21 protein-coding genes and 2 pseudogenes are annotated in these 19,552 nt (G+C 58.0%); 8 read left to right on the top strand and 15 right to left on the bottom strand.

The annotated features are described in order from the left end of the window. Positions 1–189: 189 nt before the first annotated feature. The gene (locus CKW26_RS07825) at positions 190–1,212 is read right to left on the bottom strand and encodes a transporter (RefSeq protein ID WP_007917764.1); all 1,023 of its coding nucleotides are present in this window, start codon (positions 1,210–1,212) and stop codon (positions 190–192) included. Between the two features lie 277 nt (positions 1,213–1,489). On the opposite strand from CKW26_RS07825, the gene CKW26_RS07820 reads away from it, so the two are divergent. Both CKW26_RS07820 and CKW26_RS07815 read left to right on the top strand, forming a co-directional pair. Further along, positions 1,490–3,112 carry a methyl-accepting chemotaxis protein gene (locus tag CKW26_RS07820; protein ID WP_095048152.1) on the top strand — a complete coding sequence of 541 codons (1,623 nt, stop codon included), beginning with the start codon at positions 1,490–1,492 and terminating at the stop codon, positions 3,110–3,112. Positions 3,113–3,222: 110 nt separating this feature from the next. After that, entirely contained in the window at positions 3,223–3,666 is a 444-nt protein-coding gene (locus tag CKW26_RS07815) for a hypothetical protein (protein WP_095048151.1), read from the top strand. 303 nt (positions 3,667–3,969) lie between these two features. Here the strand turns inward: CKW26_RS07815 and CKW26_RS07810 are convergent, their stop codons facing one another. Next, the gene (locus CKW26_RS07810; RefSeq protein WP_095048150.1) at positions 3,970–4,275 is read right to left on the bottom strand and encodes a PepSY domain-containing protein; all 306 of its coding nucleotides are present in this window, start codon (positions 4,273–4,275) and stop codon (positions 3,970–3,972) included. A 162-nt stretch (positions 4,276–4,437) separates the two neighbouring features. Further along, positions 4,438–5,565 carry a glycerophosphodiester phosphodiesterase gene (locus CKW26_RS07805; RefSeq protein WP_095048149.1) on the bottom strand — a complete coding sequence of 376 codons (1,128 nt, stop codon included), beginning with the start codon at positions 5,563–5,565 and terminating at the stop codon, positions 4,438–4,440. Positions 5,566–5,786: 221 nt separating this feature from the next. Between CKW26_RS07805 and CKW26_RS07800 the strand changes: the two genes are divergently transcribed. Next, on the top strand, positions 5,787–6,113 hold the full coding sequence (locus tag CKW26_RS07800) for a DUF2025 family protein (protein ID WP_095048148.1): 327 nt from the start codon (positions 5,787–5,789) through the stop codon (positions 6,111–6,113). Between the two features lie 131 nt (positions 6,114–6,244). On the opposite strand, the gene CKW26_RS07795 is transcribed toward CKW26_RS07800, so the two are convergent. Beyond that, positions 6,245–6,550, bottom strand: coding sequence for an antibiotic biosynthesis monooxygenase (locus tag CKW26_RS07795; protein ID WP_095048147.1), 306 nt, complete (start codon positions 6,548–6,550; stop codon positions 6,245–6,247). Next, a complete protein-coding gene (locus CKW26_RS07790) occupies positions 6,550–7,254 on the bottom strand; it encodes a CTP synthase (RefSeq protein ID WP_095048146.1) in 705 nt (234 codons plus the stop codon). Before CKW26_RS07790 ends, CKW26_RS07795 begins: the two co-directional genes overlap by 1 nt. A gap of 15 nt (positions 7,255–7,269) precedes the next feature. On the opposite strand from CKW26_RS07790, the gene CKW26_RS07785 reads away from it, so the two are divergent. Beyond that, positions 7,270–8,211, top strand: coding sequence for a LysR family transcriptional regulator (locus CKW26_RS07785; protein ID WP_095048145.1), 942 nt, complete (start codon positions 7,270–7,272; stop codon positions 8,209–8,211). On the opposite strand, the gene CKW26_RS07780 is transcribed toward CKW26_RS07785, so the two are convergent. From CKW26_RS07780 to CKW26_RS07765, 5 genes and pseudogenes are all read right to left on the bottom strand, one after another. Then, entirely contained in the window at positions 8,212–8,745 is a 534-nt protein-coding gene (locus tag CKW26_RS07780) for a DUF1003 domain-containing protein (RefSeq protein ID WP_095048144.1), read from the bottom strand. A 159-nt stretch (positions 8,746–8,904) separates the two neighbouring features. After that, positions 8,905–9,342, bottom strand: a pseudogene (locus CKW26_RS30460) (methyl-accepting chemotaxis protein); the annotation flags it as partial. A gap of 108 nt (positions 9,343–9,450) precedes the next feature. After that, positions 9,451–10,134 (bottom strand): annotated as a pseudogene (locus CKW26_RS30455) (PAS domain-containing protein); the annotation flags it as partial. A gap of 280 nt (positions 10,135–10,414) precedes the next feature. Next, positions 10,415–11,482, bottom strand: a complete 1,068-nt coding sequence (locus CKW26_RS07770; protein WP_095048386.1) for a diguanylate cyclase — start codon at positions 11,480–11,482, stop codon at positions 10,415–10,417. Between the two features lie 156 nt (positions 11,483–11,638). Further along, on the bottom strand, positions 11,639–12,247 hold the full coding sequence (locus CKW26_RS07765; protein WP_095048142.1) for a TetR/AcrR family transcriptional regulator: 609 nt from the start codon (positions 12,245–12,247) through the stop codon (positions 11,639–11,641). Positions 12,248–12,463: 216 nt separating this feature from the next. On the opposite strand from CKW26_RS07765, the gene CKW26_RS07760 reads away from it, so the two are divergent. Continuing rightward, positions 12,464–13,519 (top strand): MBL fold metallo-hydrolase, encoded by a 1,056-nt coding sequence (locus tag CKW26_RS07760; protein ID WP_095048141.1) that lies wholly within the window; start codon positions 12,464–12,466, stop codon positions 13,517–13,519. Between the two features lie 11 nt (positions 13,520–13,530). Here CKW26_RS07760 and CKW26_RS07755 read toward each other — a convergent pair whose 3' ends face one another. The 4 genes from CKW26_RS07755 to CKW26_RS07740 all read right to left on the bottom strand — a co-directional run bounded on the left by CKW26_RS07755 (position 13,531) and on the right by CKW26_RS07740 (position 15,427). Beyond that, positions 13,531–13,851: a helix-turn-helix domain-containing protein gene (locus tag CKW26_RS07755; protein WP_095048140.1), complete on the bottom strand. Its 321-nt coding sequence runs from the start codon at positions 13,849–13,851 to the stop codon at positions 13,531–13,533. Further along, positions 13,838–14,206, bottom strand: coding sequence for a type II toxin-antitoxin system RelE/ParE family toxin (locus CKW26_RS07750; RefSeq protein ID WP_095048139.1), 369 nt, complete (start codon positions 14,204–14,206; stop codon positions 13,838–13,840). The genes CKW26_RS07755 and CKW26_RS07750 overlap by 14 nt, the downstream gene beginning before the upstream one ends. Positions 14,207–14,248: 42 nt before the next feature. Further along, on the bottom strand, positions 14,249–14,566 hold the full coding sequence (locus CKW26_RS07745; protein WP_095048138.1) for a hypothetical protein: 318 nt from the start codon (positions 14,564–14,566) through the stop codon (positions 14,249–14,251). Positions 14,567–14,659: 93 nt separating this feature from the next. Continuing rightward, complete coding sequence (locus CKW26_RS07740) at positions 14,660–15,427, bottom strand: helix-turn-helix domain-containing protein (RefSeq protein ID WP_095048137.1); 768 nt, start codon at positions 15,425–15,427, stop codon at positions 14,660–14,662. Between the two features lie 112 nt (positions 15,428–15,539). Here CKW26_RS07740 and CKW26_RS07735 point away from each other — a divergent pair, with 112 nt between their 5' ends. From CKW26_RS07735 to CKW26_RS07725, 3 genes are all read left to right on the top strand, one after another. Continuing rightward, entirely contained in the window at positions 15,540–16,355 is an 816-nt protein-coding gene (locus tag CKW26_RS07735; RefSeq protein WP_095048136.1) for a sulfite exporter TauE/SafE family protein, read from the top strand. 76 nt (positions 16,356–16,431) lie between these two features. After that, positions 16,432–17,151 (top strand): hypothetical protein, encoded by a 720-nt coding sequence (locus CKW26_RS07730; protein WP_095048135.1) that lies wholly within the window; start codon positions 16,432–16,434, stop codon positions 17,149–17,151. An 85-nt stretch (positions 17,152–17,236) separates the two neighbouring features. Beyond that, positions 17,237–18,427, top strand: coding sequence for a hypothetical protein (locus CKW26_RS07725; protein ID WP_095048134.1), 1,191 nt, complete (start codon positions 17,237–17,239; stop codon positions 18,425–18,427). A 3-nt stretch (positions 18,428–18,430) separates the two neighbouring features. On the opposite strand, the gene CKW26_RS07720 is transcribed toward CKW26_RS07725, so the two are convergent. Continuing rightward, on the bottom strand, positions 18,431–19,420 hold the full coding sequence (locus CKW26_RS07720) for a hypothetical protein (RefSeq protein WP_095048133.1): 990 nt from the start codon (positions 19,418–19,420) through the stop codon (positions 18,431–18,433). Between the last annotated feature and the right edge of the window lie 132 nt (positions 19,421–19,552).

Genomic DNA, 19,552 nt, shown 5'->3' with positions numbered 1-19,552 from the left:
CCATGATCGTTGCAGAATGTTACAGAGAGACTGCGCCATGTCAGTGTTTGGCTGATTAGCCCCACCGTCGGTCTTCTGCTCGTTCCCACGCTCTGCGTGGGAATGACGCCCGGGACGCTCCGCGTCCCTGTGACGCAGAGCGTCACTTGATGCATTCCCACGCAGAGCGTGGGAACGAGCGTTCAGGCGTCAGTAATCCCCGCGTTTGCGAAACGCCCAACGCCCGGCAATCACGGTAAACGTCGCCACCAGTGCAACCAAAATCCAGAACCCTTCCGGATCTTGCGACAACGGCACCCCACCCACATTCATCCCGAAGAAACCGGCAATGATGTTGATCGGCAGCGCCAGTACCGTCACCACGGTCAGGGTGAACAGCGTGCGGTTGCTCTGTTCGTTGAGGTTGGCGGCGATCTCTTCCTGCAACAGTTTGATCCGCTCGCCAAGGGCGGTGAGGTCGTTGATGATCAGCGCAAACTCCTCGGTGGATTTGCGCAACTCCTTGACGTCTTCCTTTTGCAACCAGGGCGGCGGCCGGTTGAGCAGACGCAGCAACGAGCCCGGCTCCAGCGCCAGCAGCCGTTGTAAACGCACCAACACGCGGCGATTGGCACCGAGTTCGGCACGGTTGGTCGACAGCCGGGAGGAGAGCAATTCGTCCTCGACTTGATCGACGCTCATGCTGGTCTTGCGCACAATCTGCGTCAGCACTTCACCCTGATCGCGCAGCAGATGCACGAGCAATTCCGATGGCGAACGAAAGCGCTCGCCGGCTTTCACCGACGAGCGCAATTTATCCACCGAGTGCAGCGGTTGCAGACGCGCACTGACGATCAGTTTGCTGCGCACACAGACCCACAGCGTCGACACGTCCGAGGAGACCATGCTGCTGAGGTTGAACACCACATCGTTGACCACCGCCAGCAACGCCGAGTCGACATGCTCGATGCGCGTCGACCGCGAGCCTTCATGCAACGCCTCGAAAAACTCTTCGGGCAATTGCAGATGACTTTTCATCCAGCGCTCGCACGCCGCGTGCGCCAGATTGAGGTGCAGCCAAAGAAATTCGCCACTGTCGCTGTCGTCCTGCAAACAGCGCAACGCCGTGGCGGAATCGACTTCGCGGCCACGTTCACCGGGCAGGAAGCGATAGCCGTAGAGCAGGCCAAACAGATCGGGATCGCGATGGCTGATATCGAGGCTGTGGTTCATGAAGGCTCGCTGCGAGGAGGGTGCGTCGGTTGTGCAAATGGCAGGTTCACTGAGCCGCATCATCGCAATGTCACATGACGTTTATGTGACGGCAAAGTGACGTCAAGTCAGCGACTTACCGATGGTCGGATTTTCTTCAAGAGGCGCTCTGGCGTGCCGATCACACTTGGGTTACGTTGCGCGCGCTTGGCCATGAGCCAAGGCGTGCCGACAGGGATGTCCGGCAAAATTTCACGCCTTACCGGGCGTGCCTCATCCTTGTCCTGAGTATCTTTCGATGCTGCAAAAATCCCTGAGAGCGCAAATTCTCGCCCTGCTGAGCGGCAGCCTGCTGGCGGTGCTGTTGATTGCCCTGGCCTGTTTTCATTTCCTCTCCAACGGCGTGCAGAGTTACAGCCAGTTGATCGCCGGTCCCTTGCACACTTCGCAATTGATCGACGAGGCCAACCTGCAATTCAAGGTGCAGGTGCAGGAATGGAAAAACGTTCTGCTGCGCGGCAAGCAGCCGGCGGATCTGGCCAAATATTGGGGTCAGTTCGAGGATCGTCAGCGCGATGTGCAGAACATCCTCGGTGAACTGGCCAGCCAGAAAGGCATCGAGCCGAGCCTGAAAAACCGCATCGAACGTCTGCGTGAAGAACATCGTCTGCTCGGCGCTGCCTACCAGAAGGGCCGCGATGCCTACGTAGCGGCTGGTGGCGATCCGACGGCGGGCGACAGCGCGGTCAAAGGTGTCGACCGTGCCGCCAGCGACCAGATGAGTGAACTGGTTGCCGAACTGCGCAAACAGGGCACCGCGCAATCGGCGCTGATCAGTGCTGACGCCGATCGCACCGTGTGGCTGGGGCTGTTGGTGATGCTCGCATCGGGCCTGCTGATCGGCCTGCTGAGCCTGTGGCTGGTCAACCGCAACCTGGTCGAACCGATCCGCAAACTCATCGATTACGTCACTCAGTTGAGTCGCGGCAAACTCGCCGAGCGCGTGGTCAGCGACCGCCAGGATGAGCTGGGCAACCTCGCCGCCGCCGCCAACACCTTGCGCGATTTCCTCGCCGAAACCTTCACCCGTTTGCAACGCAGCGCCAGCGATCTGGATAGCGCCAGTGGCGAGTTGAATGCGATCGCCACGACCATGGCCGGCGGCACCAACGAACAATTCAATCGCACCGATCAAGTGGCCACGGCGATGAACGAAATGTCCGCCACCGCGCAAGAAGTCGCACGTCACGCCGCTGATGCTGCGCGTGCGGCCGACGATGCCGACCAGTCCGCCCAGCAGGGTGAAAAGGTCATGCAGAGCACCATCCATTCGATCACCCAGATGCGCGGCGAAATCGCCAATACCGCCACGGTGATCCGTCGTCTGGAAGCCGACAGCGGCCGCATCGGCAAAGTGCTGGAAGTGATTCGCGGCATCGCCGAACAGACCAACCTGCTGGCCTTGAACGCGGCCATCGAAGCGGCGCGCGCCGGTGAGGCCGGGCGTGGTTTTGCCGTGGTCGCCGATGAAGTGCGCAACCTCGCACAACGCACCGCCGAGTCGATCATCGAGATCAACCAGATCATCCAGAGCGTGCAGACCGGCGCGGTGGACGCGGCGCAAGCCATCGACAGCGGCCAGACGCGCAGTGATGAAAGCGTCGAGCAGGTGACCCAGGCCGGCGCGATGCTAGAGCGCATCACCCACGCGGTGGAAGCGATCCGCGACATGAACCGTCAGATTGCTACCGCCGCCGAAGAGCAGACCTCGGTGGCCGAGGACATCTCGCGCAACCTCACCGAGATCACCTCGATCGCCAGCACCAACCTCGACAACGTGCAGCGCACCGAAAGCGCCAGTCAGAACCTGCATAGTCTGTCGGGGGAGCTGAACGAAGTCACCGCGCGTCTGAGTGCCTGACGCCAATGCCTGTGTACCGGTTCGGATACCGAGTCGGTACACAGTCGATCTCAAATTGAAGCAGCCGTGGTCGATGACCGGTTATCTATAACCGGCATTGGAGCCTTTCCATGGTCAGCATTACTTCAGTTTCGATCAATCAGACCGTCACGACACCCACCAGTAAAACCGCAATCAGCGACGTTGGTGACGATACCTCGACCACGGCAGCCGCCAGCACTGGCGTGAAAGCGGACACCAGCAAAGTGGCTGCGGGCGGTGGTGCGGCACCCGCGGGTGACAGCGATTCCAGCGGTGAAGAATCGGATTCGGTGAAAGAACTGCGCAAGCAGATTGCCGAGTTGCAGAAGCAATTGCAGGAGGAGCAGCAAGCGCTGCAAGCGGCCCAGGCGAAGCAGGAAAGTTCGGATGCCAAAACCGCCGAAGTAGCTGCCGCACAAGCGCAGATCACCGCCACCTCGGCCTCCCTGTCCACCGCCACCGCCTCGCTGTTGCAGGCGTTGCAGGATTCCGACTCGAGCACTTCGGGGGCGTTGGTCAGCATCTCGGTGTGACGCCTTTTCCCCTTACCCTAGCCCTCTCCCAAGGGAGAGGGAACTGACCGCGGTGACTGTTCGAGCTACGCCGACCTGAAATATCGAGGCGCACTCAGGCCCTTGTTGTTTTCCTGATCGGCTTCAAGATTGCGAGTCGAACTCAGGCATTGAAAAGTCCCCGATCTGCTCCCTTCCCCCTCGCCCCCCTGGGGGAGAGGGTTGGGGTGAGGGGGAAAAAATCTCACTGACAACCAATTAAAAAAGCCGAACACAAAAAAGCCGCACGATCTCTCAATCGTGCGGCTTGCTTTATACGCGGTATCAAGTGTCTTGCTTGTTGCTCAACACATTGCCAGTGGTCGCATCAAAGTCCACATCGAACTCTTTGCCATCAGCAGTTTTCAATTCAACTTCATACTCATAACCGTTGAAGTGGTTATCCAGGTCCGTGTCAGTAATAGTTGCACCCGGATGCAGTTTCAGCGCTTCGGCATTCATCGATTCCAGCGACTTGATCTTGCCTTCCTTGACCAGTTGCGGAATCTGGTCAACGCGAACATCAGCCTGGGCCAGGCCAGCGGTAAGAGTCAGGGCAGCGGCAGTAAACAGGGCAGTCAAAGTTTTCATCGGTTCATTCCTTGGGGTGATTCGTTTAAGTGGCCTCAGGTTAACCAGCGCAACTTAACTCACCCTTAAAACCCCGCACCCAAACAAAACGGGCAAGCCATGCACCGGCACAGAACCTGTGGGAGCGTGGCTTGCCCGCGATGAAGGCGCCTCGATTTCAGATCAGAAGCCGTTGTTCTTCAACACCTGATCAACCGTGCCAGCCGCCGGGCGTTTGTAGAACTTCAACAATTCGCTGGCGCGGTTGGTGAAGATGCCGTCGACACCGGCCGCCATGACTTTGTCGAAGTCCACCGGCTCATCGACGGTGTAGACGTGCACCAGCAGGCCTTGATCATGGGTGTACTGGTTCATCCACGGTTGCACCAGATCCGAATAGCTCTGGTCGCCGCCCTTGGTCAGCTTCGCCGACGGGCCGGTACCGATGGCACCTTGGGCCTTGGCGTAATCCACCCATTGCTTGAATTCGGCTTCGGACTTCGGCTCTTGTTTGCCGTAGAAAACGTTTTTGTCTTTCTCGCCAGACTCGGCAAAGGTCACTTTCGATTTTGGCTCGATGCTGCCTTCGCCAACCCATAGCAGGAGGATCTTCGGCACTTGCGGCATTTCTTTTTCCAGCAGGGCGAGGCTGTTCTTCTCGAACGTCTGCAGGATCACCTTGCCTTTACCCTGACCCACACCCAGTGCGCTTTTCGCCAGCTTCGAACCGGCCGGGCTCAGCCAGCCACGATCCTGGAGTTTTTCCTTGAGGTCTTTCTCGATCCCGGGAAACAGCTGCGGCTCTTTGGTCTCGATGTACAGGCCCGGCTTGTGTTGCGGGTTGGCCTGGGCGATGTCGATGATTTCATCGAGGGTCAGAATTTTCAGCCCGGCGTAGGAAGGGCGCGCGCGATCGGGGTACTTGGCGTTGAACCAGCTGCCAGCGTCGAGGGTTTTCAGTTCGGCCATGGTGAACGCGGTGGCCGAGGCGTCCTTGCGCTCCGGAAACTTGCTGGCGACGTCGGTGGTGCGTTGCAGGTTGTCGTCGTGCAGGGCGAACAGCACGCCGTCCTTGCTGCGCTGCAGGTCCATTTCCAGGTAATCGGCGCCCAGGTCGCGGGCCAGTTTGTAGGACGCTGCGGTGGATTCCGGTGCATCGAAGGACGCGCCACGGTGAGCGATCACCGCTGGGTGCGGGATGCCGTGGGCCGCAGCAACGGCGTCGGGATCAGCGTGGCTGGCGGCGTGCGCCTGACCGAGGCCGAGCAGCAGGCTCAGAACCAGGGCGCTTTTGGTGAAAGTGGCGGGCATGTTCGAGTTCCTTTCGCAGGGCATTTTCAAAGACCTACCTTTTAACAACTGAATCGATTGCGTGCTATCGCAGGACCGACATAAACGTATTAAAAGCGATTTTTCCTGCACTTTTGTGGCGCGGTTTGCAGTACGCTTGCCCTCGGCAGACGTCCCGGCAGAGGGCGCGCCGCTCCGTTGCCCTGCGTGTAAACCATCGATCATTTTTCGTGAGGTTTACCATGCGCATCACCTCCCAACTCATCTGCCAGGCTGCCGACGATCTCAAGGGGTTTGTCGGCCTCAACCGCAAGACCGGTCAATACATCGTGCGTTTCAGCGAAGATTCGTTCGGCATGGACGTGGCGGATGACGGCATTATTCCTGTGAGTGAATTCGTCTGGGCGCCGGCGACGGCGCAGACCATGACCCTTAAGCGCGAGTTGATTCAGCTATTGCTGGATCAGAACATCGACGAGCGGATCAACATCACCGAGCCGTTGCGGGTGTATATGAGCAAGGTTGAGGTGCCGGAGATTGAGGCGGTGCGCAGTCTGGTGCGCGGCTGATATTTTTAGTGGCTGTACCGGCCCCGTCGCTGGCAAGCCAGCTCCCACAAATACGGTGTGATCTTCAGAACAGCGCATAACCTGTGGGAGCTGGCTTGCCAGCGATGAGGCCGGTGAGTTCACCACCAACATCACAGGCTGAACCGATACTCGCGTTCGACTTTGCACACCCGCGTATGAAACGCCGAATACCATTCCGAGCGCCCACGCTCCTGAATCACCCGATGCTCCGGGTTCTGCCGCCACGCCAGAATCGCCGCTTCGCTCTGCCAATACGACACCGTAATCCCGACGCCATCCGCGCCTCTGACTGACTCCACCCCAAGAAACCCCGGCTGCTCACTGACCAGCTCAGCCATGCGCTCAGCGGCCTCGGCATAGCCGTTGTCACCCTCGGTTCGAGTCGAGGTAAAAATCACCGCAAAGCAGGAAGCCATCAACGTGCCTCCGCACAAGCTTCGACAAACGCGCGCACCAGCGGCGGCATCAACCCTTTGAGCGCCGCACGTTCCGGTTGAAATAGCGTGGCGACAAAGAACCGCTGATCCTTAAGTTCAATCGCGCGCAAATCCCCTGACGAATCATGACCGACAGCTTGTAGCCGATCGTTCAACAGTTGCCGTTCGAACAGCGGATTCACACCGAAGCGGCAGCGATAACCTTCACGAATCTCAGACGTTTCGTACGCCTTGGCGATCAACGATCCGGGCACCAAGTGAATGCTGTCCACCGCTTCGACCAGCGAACAGGTCAACGGCGTGAGTACCGCGCGTTCTGAGTCGGGTGATGTTTCACCATGTTCCGCATCCACCCAGCCCAACACGTTGCGGGAAAATTCCAGCACGGCATGCTGAAAGCCGCCGCAGGTGCCGAGGAAAGGGCGCTGCTGTTCGCGGGCAAAACGGATCGCTCGCAGTGCGCCTTCTTCACTTTTGTAGGGGCTGGCCGGTACGCACCAGAAACCGTCGAAATCGCCGAGTGGTGTATCGGCGTGGATCTGCTCGGTGGCCAGCCATTCGAATTGCACGTTGCGATTGAGGTGTTCGGCGACCAGACCGAGGGCGACGGGAATGGCTTGGTGGGCGGTGACTTGCGGGTCGTAATCGCCACTCAGGGCGATACGGACGGCGCTGTTTTCCATGGGAGTTCCCTGCGCTTGTTGATTGATGGTGCTCACTATAGATTGGCGTTCACGCACTCAATATGGGCGTTTCCCCAAGTGATTAATGCAGCCACGCACTATCAGCTCGACTACCCCGACCTCGCCCTGATTCTAGCCTTGGTGCGTGGCGGCTCCCTGGCCCGCGCTTCGCAGCTGTTGAAGGTCGATGTGTCGACGGTATTCCGTGCCGTGCGCCGTCTCGAAGCCGCACTCGGCCAGCAATTGTTCGAAAAAAGCCGCGCCGGCTACCTGCCGACGAACCTCGCGCAGACGCTGGCCGAGCAAGCTGAACGCGCCGAACAGGCATTGGAAGCCGCACGTATCGGCGTGGAGCAGGGCGGCGAAGTGGTCAGCGGCACGGTGCGCCTGACCTGCACCGATTCGGTGTTGCAGGGTTTGCTGCTGCCGGCGCTGGCGCAGTTCATGCCCAATTATCCGGCGCTGACCCTTGAACTGAGCACCTCCAACGACTTCGCCAACCTCAGTCGCCGTGATGCCGACATTGCTCTGCGCCTGACGCGGACACCGCCCGAGCATCTGGTCGGACGGCAACTGACGAAGATTTCCTACCGGGTCTGCGCCAGTTCGCGCTATCTGCAAAATGTCGATGCTTCGGATCTGACGACGTTGACCTGGATCGCCCCGGATGACTTTTTGCCCGATCATCCGACTGTCGCCTGGCGTCGCCATCACTTGCCCGGCGTCACTCCGGGGTATCGCTGCAACAGCATGTTGTCGGTGACAGAGCTGGTTCGTGCGGGCCTCGGTGTGGCGGCGTTACCGGACTTTCTGATCATCGACGGTTTGCAGGCGTTGAGCGAGCCGCTGCACGGTTACGACACTGCGTTATGGTTGCTGACCCGCGCGGATTGCCGAGCCTTGCGTTCGGTGGTGACGTTGTTCGATGAACTTGGGCGTGCGCTGCGTTTGCCGTGATCAGCGCTGCGGGTTCTGGCGCATATGATCGTGCAGCTCGCTGGTCAGGCTGGCGATGCGTTCGGTGAGGTTTTTGGTCATCTCGGTGAGGCGGGTGTTCTGCTCCAGCAGCTCAAGCAGTTGCGCGGTGTTCTTCGCCGCTTGGGCCTGACGCTCGGTATTGGCCTGTGCCAACGCTTCACGGTGTAGCGCATCGGCATCGGCTTGTGCCTTGTCGCGCGCGGCCTGACGGGTTTGTGCCAGCAGAATCAGCGGTGCGGCATAGGCGGCCTGGAGGCTGAACGCGAGGTTGAGCAGGATGAACGGGTAAACGTCGAATTGCGTCACGCCCGACACGTTGAGGCCGATCCACACCGCGACGATCACGGTTTGCGCCCCGAGAAACAGCGGCGTGCCGAAGAACCGCGCGAAAGCCTCGGCGCGCAGGGCAAACTTGTCGTTGCCGAAGGTGGTGTTGAGGTGGGCGTGGGGGCGGTGGAAGCGCAGGTGGTCGACGGGAGCTGTTTCAGGCAATGCGGGTTTTTCAGTGGTCATGGTGCACTCGGCAGGACTTGAGACTGAAGCTCACTATAGTCCTGCATCGCGGCTCATTGCCCTTTCGCGAGCAGGCTCGCTCCCACATTGGATTGCATTTCCCTGTGGGAGCGAGCCTGCTCGCGAAGGTCGCGCCTCGGTCTACTGACCCTGCATCGATTACCCCGGCACCCGTTCATTGGCAAACATGCTCACCGCATCCACCGCCTCACTGGCACCATCACGAATCTGCAGAATCACCGTCCCCGCCTGATTCGCCAACTCGACGCCTTCAGCCGCACGGCCACGGGTGCCTTCCATGCTCTTGATGGCCTGACGGGTTTCGCTCTGGATCAAACCGATCATGGTGGATATCTCCGCCGTCGAGCCGCTGGTACGCCCCGCCAGCAGGCGCACCTCATCGGCAACCACGGCAAACCCGCGGCCCTGTTCACCGGCGCGCGCCGCTTCAATTGCAGCGTTGAGCGCCAGCAGGTTGGTCTGGTCGGCAATCGAGCGGATGGTGTTGACGATGGCGGTGATCTGCTCGGAGCGTTCCCCCAGTTGTGCAATCAGCGTTGAAGACTCGGCAATGTCTTCGGCGATTTCGCGCATTTCGCTGGCGGCTTGCTGGATCACCTGCGTACCTTGCTCGGCGACTTTTCGCGTCGCTACCGAGATGTGATAAGCCGCGCTGGCACTGCGTGCGTCCTGTTCGTGTTGCTCGACGCGCGCGGTCACATCGGAGGCGAATTTCACCACTTTGCACAAGCGCCCGGCAGCGTCATAAACCGGGTTGTAATTGGCTTCGAGCCAGACTGTTTGCCCGCGTTTATCCACCCGTTCGAACTGCCCCTGGAACAATTCGCCCTGATTCAAGCGCCGCCAGAAATCCTCATAGGCGCTGCTGTTGACCAGTGCCGGCGTGCAGAACAAACGGTGATGTTTGCCTTTCAGCTCGGCGAGGGTGTAACCCATACGTGTCAGAAAGTTCTGATTGGCCGTGAGAATACTGCCGTCGAGGTTGAATTCGATGACCGCCATTGCCCGGTCGATCGCCTGTAACTTGGCATTGGCCTCACTTTCCCGCTGCACCTTGGCGGTCACGTCCATGGCGTACTTGACCACTTTCACCACCCGTCCCGAGGCATCTTTGATCGGGTTATAACTGGCTTCCAGCCAGATCGGCTGGCCCTTGCCGTCGACCCGCTCAAACGTACCGGACTGAAACTGGCCGTTTTTCAGGCGTGACCACAAATCCGTGTATTGAGCACTGCGCCCGAACTCCGGTGTGCAAAAACGTCGATGGGGCTGGCCGATCGCTTGTTCGGCGGTGTAATCCATGGTCTTGAGAAAGTTGTCATTGGCGCGCAGCACGACGCCATCGAGGTCGAACTCAATGACCGCCATCGAGCGATTGATCGCTTCGAGCAAGCCGGCTTGTTCGGTGAGGGTGCGCTGAAGATCGTCGACGACGGCTTTGTGGCGATTAAAGAACATGTTCGCAGTACTCAGGAAGTGGGGAAGATCGAGGATTCAGTCCCTATTTCCGCGCCGGCAGACCGAATGCGCGGACGGCATTCGGCAATGACTGCTCAATGCCAGTATTCCTTAGCTGGCAGATGGCTACTTATACAAAACTTCATAAACTTGTACAAGAGAGTAATTATTTGTAATTTTGTATAACTTTTTAGGCGTCGGCGTTGTCAGTCGCGGTCCTGGTCAAGGCCACACTGATGGTGTTGCGGCCCGTGTGTTTAGCGATGTAGAGCGCTTTGTCGGCATCGTCCAGCCAGTCCAGTGCATCCTTGTACAAGGATTGATAGCGCGCCAAACCGATACTCAGGCCCACTCGCAACTCTGGCACCTGCGGATGACGATACTGCTGCAATGCCTCGCGCAATTGCTCCATCAGGGCTTCGGCCTTGTGCAGGGGCAGTGTCGGCAGGATCACGCAGAACTCGTCACCGCCGTAGCGCCCGGCCAATTCGTACTGGTCCAGCAGGCGTTTGAGCTCCTGACTCAATTGCTGAAGCACTTCATCGCCGACGATGTGCCCGAAGCTGTCGTTGATCTCCTTGAAATGGTCGATGTCGATCAACGCCAGCGTGGCTTGGGTGTTGTGTTGGCGGCACTGCTGAAATTTCAGGTGCAGCAGGTCTTTCCAGGCCCCGTGATTGAGCAGGCCGGTGAGGCTGTCGGTGCGGCTCAGGGCACTCAGTGCGCGCTTGTGTTGGGAGAGTTTGATCGCCAGGTGATAACACACCATGCCCAGCGCGAGCGGATACAGGGTGAGCATCGGCAGGCAGGCCCAGACTTGCATTTGGGTCATCGTCAGGCTGAATTTAACACCGAAAATCGCCCAGCCCAGCAGTACACCGGCGAGTTGCGCGAGGGCGCCGAACACGAACAGACGTTGGCCGCCGGCGGCGACGTTGTTCATGGTCATCATCGACAGGATGGTCACGGTGGTCAGCGGGTTGAACTGAAAGCACGCCGCCCAGAAACCGCCGAACATCGAGTCGTATAACAAATTGCGGCGTTCAGCCTGATACGGGAATGCCGAGCGCGTGGAGATCTGGTAAGCCAAGTGCGGCCAGGCGAAACCGTTAAACAACAACAGCGCCCACAGCCAGTCGGGCATGGTCAGCGGATACAACGCCGCAGCGACGCTGAAGAATCCCACGCCCAAGCCAATGGCTCTGGGCAGATAAATACGTCTGGCGAATGACAAGCCTTTGCCGCGTTGGTTTTCCATGATGCCCTGCGCGAAATTCATCCTGAAATACTTTGCAGTATTTTCTCAGGCTAACCGTTCGTCGGTCGATTGTCGGACATTGTCATTTATTCCAACGGGAATAATCAGTGTCCTTCCGAGCCATTTAGTCGATGGTTCGCGCAGGAGAGGGGCGATTTAGAGCTGATAGTGGGCCAGAAACATCTGCAGCGCCGATTCGGCGACGCTGTTCTGCATATCGACATCGAGGGCGGCACGGCCCATCGACATCTGCGGCCAGAAAGCAAAGGTCTTGAGCAAGCCTTGTACTTGCTGTGCGGCGAATTCCGGATCGACCGGTTTCAGTCGGCCGTCAGCCTGCGCGGCGCGAATCCACACGGTCAGACCTTCCTCGCGCTTGCCCATGCGCTCGACCATGTTCTGCGCGCGCTCCGGCGAGTGAATGGTGGCGGCAATTGCCACACGGGCCAGGGTCAGGAAATTTTCGTCAGCCATCAACTGCATTTTGGCCTGGAGCATCTGCCTTAATTGCTCGCGCAAGGGCTGATCGCGGTTATAGACGACGGATTGCTCTGCGCTGATTCGTGCCCACAACTGGTTGAGAATTTCGGCGAACAACTCCTCTTTGCTAGGGAAATGGTTGTACACCGTGCGTTTCGACACACCGGCGGTGGCGGCAATCTTGTCCATGCTGGTGATCTCAAAACCGTTGGCACGGAATTCGGCAATCGCCGCTTGAATAATGGCTTCGCGTTTACGGTCGGTGAGGCGCTGTGGAGCTGTCATAAGTACGCTTCGGCAAAGAAAAGATGAAATTACACTTGGCAGTTTACTTGTCATCCGCTTTGATGCAACCTAGAAACTACACCGAGCAGTGTAATGTTGCGTTAATCCTCGCAACCTAAAAAGCAGACAGTTCGGCCTATGCGTGCAGCTTGGCCATTTATCGTCCCAACCGTGGAGAAACCGCGAATTGCGCGGTTTTTCTGGAGTCATTCAGTCATGGCCAATCCTGTTTCTATCCCGGATAAAACATCCACGCCTGAAGCCTCTCGACAGGCTCAAGGCTTGTTTCGTAACCATGCGCCGGTGCAACGCGAAGGCCTGCGCAAAATGCTGCGGATCATGTGGAACATGATTTTCCACAAACCGCGCAACACCCGGCCCGCTGCGCCGATCCCGGTGCAAGCATTGACTCGGGAAGAGCTGCTGGCAGCGCCCAATCACAGCGTCTATCGCCTCGGTCACTCGACCTTGTTGCTGAAACTGCGCGACAAATTCTTCATCACCGACCCGGTCTTCGCCGAGCGTGCATCACCAGTGCAGTGGGCCGGGCCGAAACGCTTCCACCAGCCGCCGATCAGCATCGACCAATTGCCGCCGATCGAAGCGGTGATTCTGTCGCATAACCACTACGACCACCTCGATTACCAGGCCGTGCTCAGACTGGCTGCCAAGACCAACCTGTTCCTGACGCCACTGGGCGTCGGCGACACGCTGATCAAATGGGGCATCGAAGCCAGCAAAGTCCGCCAGTACGATTGGTGGCAGGGCGCCGAGATTGCCGGCATCCGTTTCGTTGCTACACCGTCGCAGCATTTTTCCGGCCGTGGCCTGTTCGATGGCAACAGCTCCCTGTGGGCGTCCTGGGTGATGATCGACGGCGACACGCGGATCTTCTTCAGCGGCGACAGCGGCTACTTCGATGGCTTCAAACGCATCGGCGAACAGTACGGCCCCTTCGACCTGACCCTGATGGAAACCGGCGCCTACAACGTCGAATGGCCGCACGTGCACATGCAGCCCGAAGAAACCCTGCAAGCGCACATCGACCTCAAGGGCCGCTGGCTCTTCCCGATCCACAACGGCACCTTCGACCTGGCGATGCACGCCTGGCACGAACCGTTCGACCGGATTCTGGCACTGGCGTGGGAACGCAGTGTTTCGATTACCACGCCGCAGATGGGGGAGGCGTTTAATATCGCTCAACCGCAACGCGGGGAGGCGTGGTGGTTGGTGGTTGAAGGGGAGAGTGAGGGAGTTGTACAGAGCGCTTAATGAGTTTCAGGTTAAGCAAACACCACTTCAATTCGGCCTTCTTTCCGTGATCGGGGGGCCGATTTCACTACGATCTGCACGTCTCGCCCAAGATGCGAAAGACATTCCATCATTTTGGCTTCACTGATCCCTCGAAATTTACCCCGCAGCATTTCGGAAAGTTTTGGCTGGGATAATCCAAGGATTTCAGACGCCTGAATCTGAGTGAGATGGCGAGCCTTGATGATCTCGCCGATCTTCGCCGCGAGCTGCGACTTAACCTGCATTTCACTGGCATTGGGCAGTTCGAGGTCTTGGTAGACGTTCCCGCTACCCTTTTCAATTTCTATCATTTTCTGATCCTTTCGCGTGATCCTGAGCGGCTCGAAGGCGGTTTCGTATCAGATCAACATCGGACTGAGCCGTTTTGATTCCGGTAGTCGACTTCTTTTGAAAGCAGTGCAATACATAAATGGCACTGCCGAAACGAACCGTATAGATGGCACGGTAGGTGTTGGTGTCGAAGTTTTCGATCAGCTCCAGTACACCTGCGCCTCCAAACCCTTTCAGGGGTTTTGCATCCGGATGCTTCAAACCAATCTGGGCCAAATCCAGTGCATAACCAAAAACATCCTGTACGTCTGTGGGCATCTGCTTGAGATCTTTCTTGCTACTGCAGACCCACAAGAGCGGCTTCCTTGCACTCATGCGAAAATATACCTATTTAGGGATAAAGATCAACTCGTTCTCTCAATCAGCCATCGCAAAATCCCCACGCCCCACCGCTTCCGACGACACGCCCTGAACACTTGCACTACGCCCCGGTGCAAACCCGGGAAAGAACACCAGCCCCTGCGCTTCGAACCGATACGCCAACGCCAGCCGAGCCGCATCCGCAACATCCTGCTGCGCTTCAAAGCGTTGAATGTCTTCAACCGAAACCTCAGCCTCGCGCGATAGCTGTTCCACGCTCCAGCCCAGCATCGCTCGGGCCTGGACGCAGTGCGTCGGGGTGAACTGGAAAAGGGCAATGCGTTCGAGGATGTGGTTCATCGCAAGAGAGGCCATGGTGTGCTCCGGGCTCAAGAGTGCTGATTGAAAATGTACTGTGTTTTTGTACAGTTGTTTTCGGCCGGGATCAAACGCATTTTTTGATTTGCCCTAATTCGCCGCCTCCAACCAGACGGACGGTGCCTGTCCGAGGATCCGCCGGAACATCGTCGAGAACGCCGCCGGGCTCTCATAACCGAAGTCCAGCGCGATGCGCGTCACCGCTTCACCCGAGGCCAAACGTGCCAGCGCCAGGACCACGCAGGCCTGCTGCCGCCATTGTCTGAAGCTCAGCCCGGTTTGTTGACGAAACAGTCTGTTGAAGGTGCGCAAGCTTATGTGTAACTGGTCAGCCCATACCTGTGGTGATTGGTGGGCGTACGGCTGATGCAGAAAGTTCTGACAAATAGACAGGAGTTTTCCGTCAGTCGGCAGCGGAATGTGCAACCGCAGCGGCGCACTGCGCGTCAATTCATGCAGCAACAGATCAATCAACACGCCGTCGCGTCCGCCCAAGTCATAGGTCAGCGGTAACTCCACCGCCTCCATCAGCAAATGCCGCATCAACGGCGACACACTGATCACCTGACAGTGCTCCCCCAAATCCACTGCACCCGGTTCGATGTACAAGCTGCGCGTGCTGACCCCAAGCATCAACACCTCGTGCGCCACCCCCGGCGGAATCCATACCGCCCGCTGCGGCGGCACCACCCAGTTGCCGTCATGGGTGCTGACCTGCATCACCCCGGTCGCGCCGTACAACAACTGCGCCCGCCGATGCGTATGAAAGGGCAGCAAGTGACCGTGGGAATAATCCGTACCGATCGCCACCACCACGCGCGGCGTGTCATCCAGCAGATTGATCGAAACATTGCGCATCAGGCGTTTTCCGGTGGTTGGCGTAAACGCAAACATTATTGGCTGACTTGCTGAAGCAGGCCAAGCGATGCCGTTCTATCGTCGATCGCTCTCCTTTCATGGAAACCTCGTCATGTTCTATTTACTGCTGACCCTCTTCGGCTGCCTGACCGGCATCACCGCCGTCCTGTTCGGCTTCGGCGGCGGCTTCGTCGTGGTGCCGCTGCTGTATCGCCTGCTCACCGCCAGCCACGGCGCCGACGACCCGATCGGCCAATCGGCGATGCACATCGCCGTCGCCACCTCGACCTGCGTGATGATCGTCAACGCCCTGATCGCCACCGACAAACACCGCCGGGCCGGTAATCTCATCCGCCATTACCTGTGGCCGCTGGGTGGGTTTATCGGGATGGGTGCGGTCGTTGGCGCGATAGCGGCGGTGTGGGTCAGCGGCGACGTGATTCGCTACGCGTTCATCGCCTACCTCGGCGTGACCATCGTCGATTGCCTGTTACGACGCGGATTCCTCACGCAAAACGCAGACGTCATCCCACGCCGACTTGGCGCTATGGAAACTTCCGCAGGCGGTGTAGGCATCGGCGTCATCGCGACGTTTCTCGGTGTAGGAGGCAGCGTCATGACCGTGCCGCTATTGCGCCGTTGCGGGCTGAGCATGTCGCAAGCGACGTCCATGGCCAATCCGTTGAGTGTGCCGGTGGCATTGGCGGGGACGCTGACGTACATGGCGTTGGCCGGGTTCAGTCAGGCTGACCTGGGCGCGTGGTTTGTCGGGTATGTGGATTTGCTCGCGTTTGCGGTGCTGACGGTTGGCTCGCTCATCGGGATTCGATTGGCCGCGCCATGGATTGGGCGGATCCCGGATCGGGTGCATGCCTGGGTCTATATTGGTTTGCTGATTATTGTGCTGCTGTGCATTTCGCTTAAATGAACCATTGCCAGGTTACAGCGGAAGAAACCAAAATCGGTAACTGAACGCTGTCCTCAGCAACGACCAGAGAACCAGGATGTTGATCTTCAATTGCACCGAAGCCGCCAGTAAGTTTTTCAGCCGTGTTCACAAAGGCAAAAAGATTACGCCGGTGGACACTAATCCGCCGTCCTCAATCATTGAAGATGATGAGTCGAGCGGCGCTGATGAGCAGTGGCTGGTGCACGCGATAACGGTACAACGCAAGCATGTGTTGCTGGTCATTCACGTCCAGACCCGCTATTGCCTGATTTTCGCTGATGCGAAAAAGGCTGACACAGAAGACTTTGTTGATCGATTTGTGGATCGTTGGGTCAAGGGGATAGTGATCAACGCCCATCATCACGACCTCGGGCAGTGGTTAAACCCTGAGTTGATGTTGGCGCGGCTGAAACAGACTTGTGAGCATCAACGGTTCTATCGACGTAGTCATCGCAGCGCGCAAAAACACATTGATGAGATTGCATGGATTTTCCAGGACAAGGTCGCCCATACGGGGTCTTTGCCACCGGATGAAATCACCGCGATGGTATTTGACGAGCAAATGAATGACACGCCGAGGAACAGCAAGGGCGCCAAGTCTTACTACTTTCCGGATGAGGAAATGGCGCTTCACTGGCTGCGTCATTACTGCTTTCTTGATGACGTCCAGCTTCATGCTGCCAAGGAACGTCGCCAACAAATGGCTCGGGAAATTGCGGCGCTGGAGCACGAAGCCTGGCTTAAAAAGTACGAGCAAGAAAACTCGAATAGTTAAGCGGCCCCCGCCATAATCCGCAGCGTATTTTTAGCGTCGGCGCCTATGTGCCGACGCGACCTCCGACTCCTTCAAGGATTGATTCATGCTCAAGGGACTGATGCGCCTGGCGCCATATGCCGCGGCGCTGTTCACACTGATTTCCACTGCCCATGCCGAAGATGGCCGGCGCGTATTTACCGGTACGCTGGGTAAGACACCGATTGTCGTGGAGCTGAATACCACACAGCCGGACGAAGTGACTGGCCGCTACTTCTATGAGAAGTACCATCGCGATCTGCCCCTAAGCGGCGCGTTGCAGGACAGCACACTGACCCTGACCGAGGGCAACAATCGTTACGGTGATGAAAAGCCTCTGCCAACGTTGAAGCTGGAAGAGAACGGCGACGGCTGGCAGGGCGAGTGGCAAAGTCCGAAGGGAAAAAAGCTGTCAGTGCAACTCACCGAGGCCAAAGCTCCGACGCCTAGCGCTAACACGCTGCCAATCATCGCCGCGCTGCCGAGCGGCGAGTTGTACGAATACTTGCGAGTGCAGGGGCTCAATCTCAAAGCCACGAAGAAAGACAATTTCATGGGCTACACCCTGCAATGGTGGACGGAGCCCGACTCGAAAATTGCCCTGTTCAGTGTGGAATCCGGTTTGCCGAAAGATGATCTGCAGCGGGTTAATCAGCAATTGCTGGGACGGCTCTGGCTTGAAGTCATCCGTTATCACAGTTGCCAATTGAGTGGCGGAGAGAACGTCGATTTCATGCAACAGGCAGAACCGAAAATGATCTCGCCAGCCGTGGTCAGCCTGAATATCTCGACCAGCTATTACTGCGGCGGCGCGCATCCGGACTTCGGTGATTCCCCGCTCAATATCGACGTGAAAACCGGCCACCCGCTGTCCCTCGAAGATGTGCTGTGGGTCGGAGAGGGCAAACCGCTGCTACATGCCGAGCGCGACAGCCTGGGCGACAAACCGCTGAGCAAGGACGAAAGTAACGCGCGCTATCAGTACGTAAGCAAAGAGTTGGTGCCATGGGTAATCAAGCAATTCACCGCCCTGTACCCCACAGAAATGAAGAAACCGACGGGAGATGACGACTGCAACTTCCAGGATGAGAGCATCTGGGGCACTTCACCTTGGTACTTCACCGAGAAGGGCTTGTACCTCGGCGCCTACTTCGCCCGCGTGCAACGCTCTTGCGATAGACCTGACTGGTCGATCCTGCCGTACTCCGTCGTCAAACAACACCCCGGCGCCGTCAAACTGCAACTGCCCCAAGGCTAACCGTCACTCCAGCCCCGGCGCTTCACGAATAATGAAGTGATCCAGGTTCTCGATATTGGCATTGAAGACCTCGAAAGGCTTTTCGGGGTTCTTCTTGCCGGGCACCTGCTTCAACTCCGGCGTCACCCCATAGAAGAAACAGAACAACGCCTTGTCGCTATCCGCCGCGTGCTTGATCTCCTCCAGAAACGCCTTGCGCTTGCGGTAGTTGTCGATCAGCTTCTTGTTCAGATAAACACTGACCGGGTACGGCTTCTTCTTACTGTCCTCGGGCTTCTTGAACCAGACCTTGTCCTCGAAATCGATCCGGAAACTGGCACCACTGTGGAAGTCCTCAATCTTCTTGATTCGCCCCCAGTAAATCAGCCCCTTGTTGTCCGTCAGATACTCAATCTTCTTGAAGAACGAACTGTACGGCGCCGTATGCTCGCCGACCTTCAACGGCATGCGCTTAAGCAACTCCTTGTCCGCGAAGTTCGAAACAAAGCACTCCACCGGGTGCGCAAACACACTGGTCTTGTCCGGTGCCGACTCACGACTCGCCGACTCTTTACCAGTGTCCGCCACCCCCCGCACCGGATCATTGCGCAACACATCCGCCGCCCCCGCTGGCGCGACAGGCTTGCGCACATACTCACGCCGGGTGAGCAGCAACTCTGATGGGAAGTGTTCCTCACGCCCGTCATCCACCTCGCCATCCGCCGTTTCAACGCCAGACGCTGAAACCTTCAAACTCACATACGGACAACCCGCTACATGCTGGGTAGTGGGCAGATTCTTGAAGTGCGGCGTGCGCACGTAATTCACATTCTTGGCGTTGAACGTGCCCAACTCGTTGGAAGCCTCGAACGCCGAACGACACGCATCGTTGGGGCACTGGAAGTGCTCCTTCGCGGAGTCAAACGCCACCGTCTCATCGAAATTAAGATCGCGAACGTCATAGATCGACAACTTGTCGTCGAGGCTGAGGCAGTAGGCGAGATCGAATTTCATGGTGGGGCTCGGATCCTTGAGTGGGGGAGGGGTATTAATAGCGGGAGGCGGCGCGGGTTGCACTGATTGTTTTCAGGATGATGCGGAATTTGTGGGAGGCAGCGTGCTGGCGATTGGTGGCATCAACTCAGT

The organism is Pseudomonas sp. Irchel s3h9 (assembly GCF_900187475.1).
Classification (GTDB): domain Bacteria; phylum Pseudomonadota; class Gammaproteobacteria; order Pseudomonadales; family Pseudomonadaceae; genus Aquipseudomonas; species Aquipseudomonas neuropathica.
Note: the sequence above shows the minus strand (reverse complement) of the source record. Positions and strands in the feature narration are given on the sequence as shown.

Excerpts from the sequence above, each read along its gene's own strand:
- CKW26_RS07825 (WP_007917764.1), bottom strand. The coding sequence starts at position 1,212 with ATGAACCACAGCCTCGATATCAGCCATCGCGATCCCGATCTGTTTGGC.
- CKW26_RS07820 (WP_095048152.1), top strand. The coding sequence starts at position 1,490 with ATGCTGCAAAAATCCCTGAGAGCGCAAATTCTCGCCCTGCTGAGCGGC.
- CKW26_RS07815 (WP_095048151.1), top strand. The coding sequence starts at position 3,223 with ATGGTCAGCATTACTTCAGTTTCGATCAATCAGACCGTCACGACACCC.
- CKW26_RS07810 (WP_095048150.1), bottom strand. The coding sequence starts at position 4,275 with ATGAAAACTTTGACTGCCCTGTTTACTGCCGCTGCCCTGACTCTTACC.
- CKW26_RS07805 (WP_095048149.1), bottom strand. The coding sequence starts at position 5,565 with ATGCCCGCCACTTTCACCAAAAGCGCCCTGGTTCTGAGCCTGCTGCTC.
- CKW26_RS07800 (WP_095048148.1), top strand. The coding sequence starts at position 5,787 with ATGCGCATCACCTCCCAACTCATCTGCCAGGCTGCCGACGATCTCAAG.
- CKW26_RS07795 (WP_095048147.1), bottom strand. The coding sequence starts at position 6,550 with ATGGCTTCCTGCTTTGCGGTGATTTTTACCTCGACTCGAACCGAGGGT.
- CKW26_RS07790 (WP_095048146.1), bottom strand. The coding sequence starts at position 7,254 with ATGGAAAACAGCGCCGTCCGTATCGCCCTGAGTGGCGATTACGACCCG.
- CKW26_RS07780 (WP_095048144.1), bottom strand. The coding sequence starts at position 8,745 with ATGACCACTGAAAAACCCGCATTGCCTGAAACAGCTCCCGTCGACCAC.
- CKW26_RS07770 (WP_095048386.1), bottom strand. The coding sequence starts at position 11,482 with ATGGAAAACCAACGCGGCAAAGGCTTGTCATTCGCCAGACGTATTTAT.
- CKW26_RS07765 (WP_095048142.1), bottom strand. The coding sequence starts at position 12,247 with ATGACAGCTCCACAGCGCCTCACCGACCGTAAACGCGAAGCCATTATT.
- CKW26_RS07760 (WP_095048141.1), top strand. The coding sequence starts at position 12,464 with ATGGCCAATCCTGTTTCTATCCCGGATAAAACATCCACGCCTGAAGCC.
- CKW26_RS07755 (WP_095048140.1), bottom strand. The coding sequence starts at position 13,851 with ATGATAGAAATTGAAAAGGGTAGCGGGAACGTCTACCAAGACCTCGAA.
- CKW26_RS07750 (WP_095048139.1), bottom strand. The coding sequence starts at position 14,206 with ATGAGTGCAAGGAAGCCGCTCTTGTGGGTCTGCAGTAGCAAGAAAGAT.
- CKW26_RS07745 (WP_095048138.1), bottom strand. The coding sequence starts at position 14,566 with ATGGCCTCTCTTGCGATGAACCACATCCTCGAACGCATTGCCCTTTTC.
- CKW26_RS07740 (WP_095048137.1), bottom strand. The coding sequence starts at position 15,427 with ATGCGCAATGTTTCGATCAATCTGCTGGATGACACGCCGCGCGTGGTG.
- CKW26_RS07735 (WP_095048136.1), top strand. The coding sequence starts at position 15,540 with ATGTTCTATTTACTGCTGACCCTCTTCGGCTGCCTGACCGGCATCACC.
- CKW26_RS07730 (WP_095048135.1), top strand. The coding sequence starts at position 16,432 with ATGTTGATCTTCAATTGCACCGAAGCCGCCAGTAAGTTTTTCAGCCGT.
- CKW26_RS07725 (WP_095048134.1), top strand. The coding sequence starts at position 17,237 with ATGCTCAAGGGACTGATGCGCCTGGCGCCATATGCCGCGGCGCTGTTC.
- CKW26_RS07720 (WP_095048133.1), bottom strand. The coding sequence starts at position 19,420 with ATGAAATTCGATCTCGCCTACTGCCTCAGCCTCGACGACAAGTTGTCG.